The 12,069-nt window shown below is 46.3% G+C and carries 11 protein-coding genes; 8 read left to right on the plus strand and 3 right to left on the minus strand.

What is annotated here, in order from left to right; translation table 11 throughout:
- Positions 1-18: 18 nt before the first annotated feature.
- Positions 19-2,064: a SusD/RagB family nutrient-binding outer membrane lipoprotein gene (locus tag AC06L3_RS07890; RefSeq protein ID WP_475670074.1), complete on the plus strand. Its 2,046-nt coding sequence runs from the start codon at positions 19-21 to the stop codon at positions 2,062-2,064.
- Between the two features lie 107 nt (positions 2,065-2,171).
- On the opposite strand, the gene AC06L3_RS07895 is transcribed toward AC06L3_RS07890, so the two are convergent.
- Entirely contained in the window at positions 2,172-3,323 is a 1,152-nt protein-coding gene (locus tag AC06L3_RS07895; protein WP_475670075.1) for a tetraacyldisaccharide 4'-kinase, read from the minus strand.
- A gap of 17 nt (positions 3,324-3,340) precedes the next feature.
- Positions 3,341-4,372, minus strand: coding sequence for a tRNA dihydrouridine synthase DusB (gene dusB, locus AC06L3_RS07900; RefSeq protein ID WP_475670076.1), 1,032 nt, complete (start codon positions 4,370-4,372; stop codon positions 3,341-3,343).
- Positions 4,373-4,465: 93 nt separating this feature from the next.
- Between dusB and AC06L3_RS07905 the strand changes: the two genes are divergently transcribed.
- The 6 genes from AC06L3_RS07905 to AC06L3_RS07930 all read left to right on the plus strand — a co-directional run bounded on the left by AC06L3_RS07905 (position 4,466) and on the right by AC06L3_RS07930 (position 10,184).
- Complete coding sequence (locus AC06L3_RS07905) at positions 4,466-6,013, plus strand: hypothetical protein (RefSeq protein ID WP_475670077.1); 1,548 nt, start codon at positions 4,466-4,468, stop codon at positions 6,011-6,013.
- 66 nt (positions 6,014-6,079) lie between these two features.
- Positions 6,080-6,535 (plus strand): 50S ribosomal protein L13, encoded by a 456-nt coding sequence (gene rplM / locus AC06L3_RS07910; protein ID WP_475670078.1) that lies wholly within the window; start codon positions 6,080-6,082, stop codon positions 6,533-6,535.
- 11 nt (positions 6,536-6,546) lie between these two features.
- A complete protein-coding gene (gene rpsI / locus AC06L3_RS07915; RefSeq protein WP_475670079.1) occupies positions 6,547-6,936 on the plus strand; it encodes a 30S ribosomal protein S9 in 390 nt (129 codons plus the stop codon).
- 185 nt (positions 6,937-7,121) lie between these two features.
- Positions 7,122-7,949, plus strand: a complete 828-nt coding sequence (gene rpsB, locus AC06L3_RS07920; protein ID WP_475670080.1) for a 30S ribosomal protein S2 — start codon at positions 7,122-7,124, stop codon at positions 7,947-7,949.
- A gap of 18 nt (positions 7,950-7,967) precedes the next feature.
- Positions 7,968-8,966, plus strand: coding sequence for a translation elongation factor Ts (gene tsf, locus AC06L3_RS07925; protein WP_475670081.1), 999 nt, complete (start codon positions 7,968-7,970; stop codon positions 8,964-8,966).
- 132 nt (positions 8,967-9,098) lie between these two features.
- Positions 9,099-10,184 carry a hypothetical protein gene (locus tag AC06L3_RS07930; RefSeq protein WP_475670082.1) on the plus strand — a complete coding sequence of 362 codons (1,086 nt, stop codon included), beginning with the start codon at positions 9,099-9,101 and terminating at the stop codon, positions 10,182-10,184.
- A gap of 1 nt (position 10,185) precedes the next feature.
- Here AC06L3_RS07930 and AC06L3_RS07935 read toward each other — a convergent pair whose 3' ends face one another.
- On the minus strand, positions 10,186-11,274 hold the full coding sequence (locus tag AC06L3_RS07935) for a glycoside hydrolase family 18 protein (protein WP_475670083.1): 1,089 nt from the start codon (positions 11,272-11,274) through the stop codon (positions 10,186-10,188).
- A 515-nt stretch (positions 11,275-11,789) separates the two neighbouring features.
- On the opposite strand from AC06L3_RS07935, the gene AC06L3_RS07940 reads away from it, so the two are divergent.
- Positions 11,790-11,930 (plus strand): hypothetical protein, encoded by a 141-nt coding sequence (locus tag AC06L3_RS07940; RefSeq protein ID WP_475670084.1) that lies wholly within the window; start codon positions 11,790-11,792, stop codon positions 11,928-11,930.
- The last annotated feature ends 139 nt before the right edge of the window (positions 11,931-12,069 follow it).

Raw genomic sequence — 12,069 nt, forward strand, 5'->3', positions numbered from 1 at the left:
TAAAAAGGAGATATATATATGAAAAAGATATTACTTAGTTTAATGTGTATTGCTCTCCTTCTGGGCACCACATCCTGCAAGGATTGGCTGGACGTTAACACCGATCCTGACAGCCCAAGTGCGGAGACCGCAACAGTTGATGTACGTCTCCCTTGGATTCAGTACTACTATATGTATGCTTGGGGCAATGCTTGCTTCCGTACAAACCTTACCACTCAGATGTATGCAATGGCCAGCCGTACAGCTACCAATTCATTGCTTATGGAATGGGACTTTGCGCAGGGCCACTCAACAACAGCTTACCAGAACTGGTTCATTGGTGCAGCCTGCAACATTCCTTATCTGTATGAGGCTGCCGATAAAGAAGGCGCATCTCATTACAAAGCAGCTGGTCTCATCATTGAGGCAATGGGTTCAGTATTGATGGTTGACCTTTTCGGTGAAATGCCACATGCTGAGGCTTGTGATGGCGCTACACTTGCACCTGCATATGATGACGGCGATGAAATCTACGCAAATTGCCTCTTATATCTTGATGAAGCAATCAGTCTTCTCAGTACATCTCAGAGCGCTACAGCTACTCCTCTTGCAAAGGGAGACTGCTGGTTCGGTGGTGATGCCAATAAATGGAAGATGCTTGCACAGCTTATGAAAGCAAGAATGTATATGACAATGAGCAAGCTTGATGCTTCTTACATTCAGAACGCTATTGATTGCGTTAACGCTTCAGGCATGAAGAGCCATTCAGACGACCTTATTGCAACCTTTGCTAACGTTGAGTCTGCAAACACCTGCTTCACCGTAGGTGATGCATACGGTCCTTGTACAATCTGGGACTCTGCTGCTTGGGGAACAGGCCAGAGAATGAACAGATGGTACGTAAATCTTCTTACCAACTTCAAAGGTTCTGGCGTAAAGGATCCTCGTGCTGAGAAGCTTCTTCCTTCTGCAATGTACCATGTTGATCTCAATGAGGCTGGCAACCAGATTGTTTCTTACGAATGGTTGTTGGATGAAGGTATTGACTGCTATAAAGCAGACGGTGGTCAGAAGGCTGCAAGACACGTGCTCGGCAACTGCAACGCAACTCTTGCTCCGGCAGTTGCGCAATCAGACGCAGCAAGAATCAGAACATATCCTAACTCATCAATTGCCAACTCTTACAACAGCGTGGATGATTTCGTAGCTGGCGTAAAGAAATATTACAGAGAAGGCAAGGATGTAAAGATAACAGTTAATCCGGACAATGTACAGATTGAGTATCTTCCTGGTGCAATGATGGTTGTTGATAACGAGCCATTGTATGTAGAGGATATCAAGTATGTTCAGCTCGCAGGTGATGGTCTCTTTGAGTGCGGCGGTTTGGCAGCAAACGATGTGAACTGCTACCGTTCAGGAAGCCCCGCAACAACAAGATCCTTGGGTTACGTTCAGGGAACAGGCTCATTCTACACAAGACCTGATTCAGACGGTGATATTTTCACATACGCTGAGGCTTGTTTCATCAAGGCTGAGGCTTATTTCCTCCAGGGTAAGAAGGGCGAAGCTCTTGCAGCATACAAAGATGGTATCAAGGCTCATTTCGACAGAATGAACGTGAAACTCAACGAATGGAAAGGCAAAGGAAGCTGCACAACAGCAAGAGGCTTTGACGTAAGTTTCGCTTATGGCCCTATGGATGCTAAAGCTATTTCGGATTATATAGGTGGTGACGCTGTATGCCAGACACAAGATAAACTTACCCTTTCTGACATTATGATGCAGAAGTTCATTGCTATGGGTCCTAACTACCAGAACTGGAATGATATGCGTAAGTATGACTACTACGACAAGGGCGTTTATACAGAAATGAAAGAGCCTGCATACAGACCTGGTACAACTTCAACAATTGGAACAGGCAGGTCATTCTTCCCAAGAAGGTGGATGCATTCTACTCATGAGACTAACTATAACAACGCTCACTGCGCTGAGTCATATGAGAAGTATGGAACAATTCAGGGTGCTACAGACAAGAGCATTCCTTATGTTCCAGTATTCTGGGATGCTGAGGCTCCAACTCTCTAGTAGTTTGCTACTATAACAAAAAAGCGGCTTTGTCAAAAGCCGCTTTTTTTGTTGTTAAAAATAGAAATTGTTCAAATAAGTTATTTTTTGAAGATTACTTAATTCAATCAGCGCATAAGCAGTAATCTGTTTATGAATTCAGCTTGAGCCTGTTTGGAGAGTATGTTCACCTGTATTGGTACGTAGAACAACTTTGCTTTGAGATCTTTGTTTATGTAACGAGAATCCGTGAGGCGCTTGCTGTCCTTCTCAGTTGTGAGAACAACGGCCAGAGGATTGCTCCTTGAAAGACTGTCTATGTGTGAGATGTCAGACTGAGTGAAGTTCCTGTGGTCCGCGAAACTTATGGCATCCTTCATTCTGAAGTTCAGTTCAACGTGGTTGAAGAAATCCTTGTTGGTTGCAATCCCGCTGAATGCAATGGCTTCCTTTGAATAAATGTAGCGGGTGTTGCATTCCTTGGGAAAGACTCCCTGCGGGGTGCAATAATCTATCGAGGTGAAAAACAAATCCTGTTCAGGTCTGAGCTTGAGTTTCTTCCTCCAGATTGCCTCCTGCTGGAGGGCGGCTTCCCTGGCTGCTTCCTCAATCTGGATACCTTCCATGAAGCCCATCTGAGGGCATTTTGTAATAATGACAATATCGGCGCGTTTCTTCTGCTCAGGAAGGTCTCTGAGATTTCCAAGTGGCAGGAGTTCGTCCTGGTCAATCGGGCGGTTCCAGTCAACAAGGAGAATATTCTTTGAAGGAATGACCCTGCGGTGCTGGAAAGCATCGTCGAGGAGTATGATCCAAGGCTTCTCGGGCTGTGAGAAGATGTCTGTTTCTTCAAGAGGGAAGTCTTCAGAATTGTCCGGTGTATTGGCCTTTATGGTTTTATTTCCTATAATATTAAGAATCTCCTCAATTCCTTTCTGGCGGTCCTCACACACGGCAACAAGAATGTCGGGGAACTTCTGCTTGATCTGCAGAGGCTCGTCTCCACTTATTTGTGCGGAGTCGCTTTCTTCAAGCAGATGGAAGCCTTTTGTCTTGCGCTTGTAGCCGCGGCTGAGCACGGCAATGTTCATTCTGTCCTGAAGCAGGCGTATTATCATTTCAACGTGCGGGGTCTTGCCTGTTCCGCCAACCGTTACGTTACCTATGCATATTACCGGAATGGGGTATGACTTGCCTTGAATCCTCCCGGTATCATAAAGCCAGTGCCTGATTTTCAGGGTAAGCCAGTAAGGGAACAACAATACTTTACTTCTTATCATATTCCTTGAAACAATTTTCAGCCTATTAAAGTGTTCGACTGCTCGTCGTAAACGCCGGACCAGTGCTCATTTATGTAATCCAGAAGTTTGAGAACCTCGTTGGGGTCACATTCGGTCACAAGCTTGAGGCGGGTGGGCTTGAAGTCCGGCAGTCCTTTGAAATAGCAGCTCAGGTGGCGGCGCATTTCCAGCATTCCAACTCTCTCTCCTTTGAGTTCTATTGACCTGCGATAGTGTTTCTTTGCAAGTTCAACCTTCTGGCTCACAGTGAGCGGCTCCATAAGTGTGCCCTGTTGCAGGTAGTGCTTGATTTCCTGGAAAATCCAGGGATGTCCGAACGTGGCCCGTCCTATCATTATTGCGTCAACACCGTAGTTGTCAAACGCCGCTTTAGCCTGCTGCGGAGTGCATATGTCCCCGTTACCTATAATAGGTATGTGCATTCGCGGGTTGCGCTTGACTTCTCCTATGAGAGTCCAGTCTGCGCTGCCCTTGTACATCTGGCATCTTGTGCGTCCGTGAATTGTGAGTGCCTGGATTCCTGCGTCCTGCAGACGCTCGGCAAGTTCAACTATGATTTTGGAATTGTCATCCCAGCCAAGGCGGGTCTTGACAGTTACAGGCAGTTTGACCGCATCAACCACACGCTTTGTGATTTCAACCATCTTGTCAGGCTCGCGCATCATTCCGCTTCCGGCACCGCGGCCTGCAATCTTGTTCACAGGGCAGCCGAAGTTTATGTCAATCACGTCGGCTCCCGCTCCGCCTGATAGTTCTGCGGCCCTTTCGGCCAGCTGGGCTGCGCTTACCATTGCATCCGGAATGTGACCGTAAATCTGGATTCCTATTGGTTTTTCATACGGGTAGGTAACCATCTTAGCAAAGGATTTTGCTGCGTCGTGCACCAGTCCGTCTGAAGAGACGAACTCCGTGTACATCATATCCGCACCATATTCCTTGCAAATATAACGGAACGATGCATCGGTCACATCCTCCATTGGAGCAAGGAACAGTGGTTTTTCTCCGAAATCTATATTGCCAATTTTCATAATTTGCGTTAACTTGCAAACCGCTTGCAAAATTAATGATTTGGAATTTCTTTTGCGAACAGTGCACGGCTTGTCTTTTAAAAATATTCGCTTATGAGACGATTGTCAATATTTGCATCAGCCTTTCTGGTGGTGCTGGAGTTATGTCTTACAAACGCATACGCACAAGGAACTTCCAGCTTGAAGCCTGCAGGCGAGAAGGTTTTCATACTTACAGACAAGGAAGCTTACGCTCCCGGTGATACTATATTTTTCAAGGGTTACATTGCAGACCCTTTGCAGGCTCCCGTAAGCCGTTATCTTTATGTAGAGCTGCTGAATCAGAGTCTTGACAGGAATGGTGAATCAAAGAAGAATTTCATGCCGAAAGTGCTGGAATGGGCAAAGGTCCCGGCAGTTGATGGTGAATACTATGGCATTCTGCCTGTACCTGAACCGCTTGCCAGCGGCGTATATGTAGTGAGAGCATATACACTTGCCCAGAAGGATGCTCCGGGGCAGACACTTTTCCATAAGAGCATAACAATAGACCCTGCCGAAAACATTCAACAGGCCACTTCTTCAGACGCCGGGTCCGCCAATTCAACAGAGTGGAAACATGAGACGGGACCGGTGAGCGTGGAGCTTGCCAGGGCCAGGAAAATCTGGAAACTTATGGACCAGTCGGATTTTGCTCCAGGGGAGAGGGAAATGATTCAGAAAATACATTCCTCCGTATTCACTTCACGTAAGAAACTTCCAAAAAAATATGAAGTGGGCATTGCCTCCGATGACCTTGGCCTTTATCTTTCCTATCATGTTGAGGAAGGGAGAATCTTGAACCCCGATGGTTACGCAAATGCATATCTGGAAATTGAGGACAAGGGCGCATCTTCACCCTCAAGCTGCAATTTCGCCCTCTCCGTCCCTGATTTCTACGATGGCGTTTCATTTGTCATAAACATTACCGGCTCTTTTTTCATATATCCTGTTGCAGGAGAACCCGAGTATGCTCCATACTTTGACTATTCATCCACCGGCGATGGTACACTATCGCAAGTGGAAAATTATCATAAGTACAACGATAGGAGGGTTAAGGATCCGGATGATGAGATTAAAGCGGATACATTGAATGCCCTTGTGGTTGCTGCGGACAGCAAGCCCGGTTTTATAAGGACAAAAGGCCAGGTTGGTCCATATACCAGTGTTGTGGAGGCGAGGGCTGTGAGAACAAGGGATGAAATGAAGATTCACGATGACATGAATCTGCTTACATATATAGTTTCTTCATATCCGGGGCTTTACTTGAAGGCGGGACCGTCGGGCAGGTTCATTACAAGCAACCGAATTGCGCTCAAGATGATAAGGACCGCAGGAGAAAACGGCGAGCCGGAATATGAGGTGGGCAATCCTATTCCTCCTATATACATAGATGGAATGCTCTCGGACTGGACCGAGGCCGCTTATCTTAAGGTGGCGGATGTGGAGAACGTTTTCGTGCTCAAGGGCGCCGATGCCGCCCTTTACAGAACTGATCTGGTTGTGCTTCTGCAACTCAGAGGCTCGATAAACGGATTTTCCCGAAACCGCCGTGACCATAACAATACAATAGTGCTCAAACCGATGGGTGTAAAGAATCTTTTGCTACTTGAAGAAAAATAGTTATCTTTGCACCCCCTTATTTAGGGAATCGCAACAAAATATAGTATTAACCTAAAAATCAACACAGTGGATTATCAAAGTTACAAGACAGTGTACACTAACGCCCAGACCGCAAAGAAGGAATGGGTTGTTATTGATGCAACTGATCAAGTATTGGGAAGACTTGCTTCAAGGGTTGCAATAATACTCAGAGGCAAGAACAAGGCCTGCTTCACACCTAACGTTGATTGTGGTGACAATGTCATCATTCTCAATGCCGGCAAGGTTCGCCTTACAGGTAAGAAGTTGACCGACAAAGTGTATGTAAGACATACAGGTTATCCCGGCGGACAGCGTTTCGCAACCCCTAAGGAGTTGCTTTCACGCAAGCCTTTAGCCGTAGTCCAGGAGGCAGTGAAGCACATGCTTCCTAAAAACAGACTGGGATCGGATCTTTTCCGTAACCTTTACGTTTATGAGGGTTCAGAGCACCCACACGCTGCACAGCAGCCGAAAGTTATTAATTTGAATGAAATTTATTAATCAAACTGAGCATGGAAGTAATTAACGCCCTTGGAAGACGTAAATCAGCAGTTGCTCGCGTTTATGTAGCCGCAGGTAAAGGAACAATTACAATCAACGGCAGGGACATTGAGGAGTATTTCACACTTGATTCTTTGAAGTTCATTGTAAGACAGCCACTTGAGGCAACCGGTACACTCGCAAGCTTTGATATCAATATCAATCTTGCAGGTGGCGGTATCAAAGGTCAGGCAGAGGCAGTTCGCTTAGGCATCTCTAGAGCACTTTGTGAAATAGACAGAGAGGCTTATCGTTCAACCCTGAAGTCAGCAGGCTTCCTCACACGTGATTCACGCGTTGTAGAAAGGAAGAAACCTGGTCAGCCTGGCGCACGTAGACGCTTCCAATTCAGCAAACGTTAACATTTGCAAGCTGATAAGTTTTTTGTACAGGAGGATTGTCAAATTTCAGGATTTTCCCACTTGGCTGGGAAAGTGGTGTGGAAACTACCGGAAATTGTCCTTCTGCGGAAAATTGGCGGGACCGGATGAAAACCGCTACCCGCAATTGAAGAAAAGAGAAAAATAAAAATTAAAAAATTAAAGTAATGCCTAATACAAATTTCCAAGATTTACTTGATGCAGGTTGTCATTTTGGTCATTTGAAGAGAAAATGGAATCCTAAGATGGCTCCATACATTTTCATGGAGAAGAACGGAATTCACATTATTGACTTGCATAAGACCGCACTCAAGATAGATGAGGCTTCAAACGTAATGAAACAGCTTGCAAGAGCAGGCCGCAAAGTTCTGTTTGTAGCTACAAAAAAACAGGCCAAGGATATAGTTGCTCTCAAATCAAAGGAGGTTAACATGCCTTACGTTACAGAGCGCTGGCCAGGTGGAATGCTTACTAACTTCCCTACAATCCGTAAGGCAGTTAAGAAGATGAACACCATTGATAAAATGATTGCCGACGGTACTTTCGAGACTCTTGCAAAGAGAGAGAAACTCCAGATTACCCGTCAGAGAGCCAAATTGGAGAAGAACCTTGGTTCAATAGCAGATCTTAACCGTCTTCCTTCAGCTGTATTCGTAGTTGACGTACAGAAGGAGGCCAACGCAGTTAAGGAAGCCAACCGTTTGGGAATACCGGTGATTGCAATGGTTGATACATGTTGCGATCCAACCCCTATTGATTATGTAATCCCTGCAAACGATGATGCAGCCAAATCAATTTCCATTGTTATGGACGCCCTTTGTGCAGCAATAGCTGAGGGTATCGAGGAGAGAAGAATCGAGAAGGAGAAAGAGAAGGACGTAAAGGAAGAGGCAGCAGAAGGCAAGGATAACGATGCACCGGTAGGAAAGAGAATCAGACCAAGGAAATCTGCAAAACCTGTTGAGGCCAAGGCAGAAGAGAAAACAGAAGAATAACAGTAAGATTTACGAGCTATGGAAATTAAAGCAGCAGATGTAGCAAAATTGCGCAAAATGACCGGTGCCGGCATGATGGATTGCAAGAAGGCCCTTGTAGAGGCTGAAGGCGATTTCAACAGAGCACAGGAGATTATACGTGAGAAAGGTAAACTCGTTGCAGCAAAACGTTCAGACAGAGAGACATCTGAAGGAGCAGTTGTTGTAAGACTCAATGCAGACAGCACAAAGGCTGTTATCGTTTGCCTTGGTTGCGAAACAGACTTCGTTTCTAAGAACGAGGAGTTCCAGAATCTTGTAAAGGCCATTGCAGACGTTGCCATTGCAGCTCTTCCTGCAAGCAAGGATGAACTTCTTGCATGCAAGATGGGTGAGGGTACAGTTCAGGACGCCATTACACAGCAGACAGGAAAGAGCGGTGAGAAACACCAGCTTGTATCTTACGCTAAGCTCGAGGCAGCTTACATATCTTCATACGTTCACACTATCAACGGTAAGCTCGGAGCCATTGTTGCTTTCAACAAACCGGTTCCTGCTGAGCTTGGCAAGGGCGTTGCAATGCAGGTGGTTTCAATGAACCCTGTATCAGTTGCAGCTGCCGACTGTCCTGCAGCCGTAGTTGAGAACGAGAGACAGGTTGCCATAGAGAAGACAAAGGAGGAGCAGGTAAGCAAGGCAGTTGATGCAGCTCTCAAGAAAGCCGGCATCAATCCTGCACACTGCGACAGCGAGGACCACATTGAGTCCAACACAGCAAAGGGATGGCTCACACCTGAGCAGGCAGCACAGGCACGCGAGATCAAGAAGACCGTTGCTGAGCAGAAAGCAGCTTCTCTCCCTGCAGCAATGATTGAGAACATTGTAAAGGGTCGTATCCAGAAGTTCTTCAAGGAGAACACTCTTGAGGAGCAGGAGTATCAGATGGGTGATGGCAAGGCTTCTGTAAAGGAGACCATCGCAGCAGCCGACAAGGATGCAAAGGTGCTCTCATTCTTCAGAGCTTCCCTGAACGATTAATTCCGCGCGACTTCTTTCAAGTCAATTCATTAATAGAACATCCGGACTTCATTCCATTGAGGCCCGGATGTTTTATATTTTGGCACTCTATAGCTTTTTGATTATTTTTGTGAGGATATAAGAACGATTTTTATGAAGAGATTTTTTATTGTACTTGCGGTGATGGCTGTTGCTTTTTCAGCATGTTCATCGGATAACGGCAACGATGATCCATTCAGGACAGTTGAATACACATACATTTTCAATCAGGGAAACTATACCGAGCAGAACGGTGAGATTTCAGTTTATGAGGAAGATACTCATACAACCATAAACAGGGTCTTCAAACAGGTGAATGGTTATGAGCTGGCTTCAACCATAATGGACGTAACAGCAATCAAGACCGGCCTCGGATATCTGCTTTGCGCAAATCCGGACAAGCTCGTTCCGGTTGCAATGATCGGTCTTGGAGCATTGTCACAGGGTGTTACCAATGGAATTGACAATCCCCGTTCAATGGCAGCCAGCATGCAGAGTCTTTGCGTGGCCAATGCCGGCAAGGATTACACAGTGGATGAATATTACAACTATACCTATACCAACGGTTCACTCTCGGTCTATGATGTTCAGACAGCAGAATTCATCTCCAATGTTCACATTGGCAACAACGTACAGGGCGTAGCAGTTGACAATGAACAGAAGGCATACGTGACCCACGACGGAGGAGTTACAATGGTTGATCTGTATGGCATGAAAATCATTGACACATACAAGGATGAAGTTTACACAGGCGCTCCCAAGCAGATAATATATTTGCCGCAGAACAACAGACTTGCCATATCATATCCTTATCAGGGCATCGTCCTTGTTGAGCCTGGAACATTCAAATGTCTGAACAGGTTCAATGGTCCTGTGGACTATGACGGAATATTGTATGTGAGCAACGACAATGAACTTTATACCATCTCAACCGAGTATAATTCAGACTATACTGTCAAGAGCTCCAAGGTATATAATGTGAGCCAGAGAACCGGCGACTACACCGTGATCTATTCAGGACATCATATCAGCGGCTTTGCTGTAATCCCGTTCACAGGTCACTTCATTGTTGCCGAAAGCAATGACTTCACCACGAACTCTTCAATATTGATACTTGATGAGTCCGGTGAGACAATCGACACCCATGCTGCCGGCATAGGGGCTTTCAAGTTCCTCTTCTGCAGTTATATCACCCAGTAGATCACTTGCCCTGTTCTTCCTGGAAAGCACATTTGATGAGCGAACGCCCGTCATAGCTGTCCTCACCTTGTTCCCAGAAGAAGTATCCGCCCAGATTGTTTTCCTTGGCGAACCTTACTTTTTTGCGGACGGTATTGCGGCCATTGTAATAAATGGTGTATCTGCCTGAATAACTGGAGCCGCTGACTTCCACAAGCGCAGAGTCCTCATCGGGATTCCCTCCCTGTCCCAGAATTGCCGCATAGCTCAGAACGGTGCCGCTCTGGGTTATTCCGGAACCTCTGCCATAGCAGGGAATACCAACAAGAAACTTGCCACCGGGCAGTTTGCGGGAAGTAACATAGTAGTTGAAGGCCGTTTGAACCAGTTCCATGGTGGCATGATTGATGCCGGGAGTATCCGTTGAATAGTCATCGTATGTCATTACGTTGAACCAGTCAACGCAATCAAAGAGTTCATCCACAATGGCATCACGGTATGAACCCGCATATTTGCCCGGAGTTATTGCCATGGTGAGCAGCTTGCCGCAGTCCGGAGCATGCAATATGTTGCTGAATTCCCTCATCAATTGCACATTGCCGGCCGCACTTCCATTCTTTGTGCTTGGATATTCCCAATCATTGTCCACTCCATCCAGCGAGTATCTGTTCACAATCTCCATGATGGAATTTATGAACTTGAGCCTGCCTGCCCTGCTTGCAACCATATTCCCATATATGGAGCTGTTACCTGCAAAACTGATTACAACCTTCTTGCCCATACCGTGGGCTCTTGAAACCAGTGCCTGCAATGTAGCAGGAGCTTCCACGCTCGCACTGTAATCGCTGTTGATGGTGGCGAATGCGTAATAGCAAATATCTATGCTCTCATAAATGAAATCAGGGACGTAGGAGGCTCCAACATTCCTGTAGCTTGGGAAGTAGGCTATCTTCCTGAACTGCCTGTTCTGCGGAGCAGGATAAATCAGCTGTTCGTCGGCAGGTGCTTCGGGCTTTGTTTCAGGCCCGGGCCTGTCAGGGTCAAGACCACCCTTCGAGCAGCTTGCAATGATTGCGGAAGCAAGCAGGAAACATATTATTCTTTCTTTCACAGCGATGGTAAATAAGTCTATTCCTCAAAGATAAGCAATTTGTTCTATTCAGGGAGTTGTATATGCGCATTTTTTGCAAGCTGGCTGCGGCAGTCACTTCATCTGAAAAACTTTGCCTTTCCTGGGCAAAGCTTTTTCATATTCCAGTGACCTGCCGCTTGTGTTTTCGTTGGGACTCTGTCCCAAGTCGTGTTTATTTCCGCTCTTTGCCCTATACCGGATTTGTGCCCTTGCGCAGCTTATTCGCTTTCGCACAAATCCGCGGGCATCGCTATACCACTGATGTGGTATCAGTACTGCACCGCTCCCGGGCTATACCGAACTTGCTGCTCCTGGCAACTCTTCGCAATCTCTCCGCAAGGTTCAGGCCTTCCAGCAAATCTGCGGCTTCCGCTAGGCCTCTGATGAGGCCTTGTTATCAGTGACCTGCCGCCGAACGGAGTCATAAGCGATATCAGCGTGCCATTGTCGTCTCTTTCCAGTGTTCTCCGGATTAATTTATTACTTGCACGCCAATGGACGAAAAATGGACCGATACAATCGACAAGGATGTTGCGTCTTCAATTGATGACCTCTTGAAGGTTCTTGACCATGTCCTTGATGACGAAAGGACGCCAGAGATCAAAAGACTGGAATGTGACCTGCTTGATATATAACCTCAATTCCGCAAGAAAGTTTGATTGCGATTAATTGAACGTGTGCCGGAGGCAATGTTTAGGGCGGAAGCGTTTATTTATGTTTCATTTCCTAACCGGGCGGATAATATCAGTGTTCCGATGTCTTTGCCGGCCCGTT

Source organism: Candidatus Egerieousia sp. (assembly GCF_056211015.1).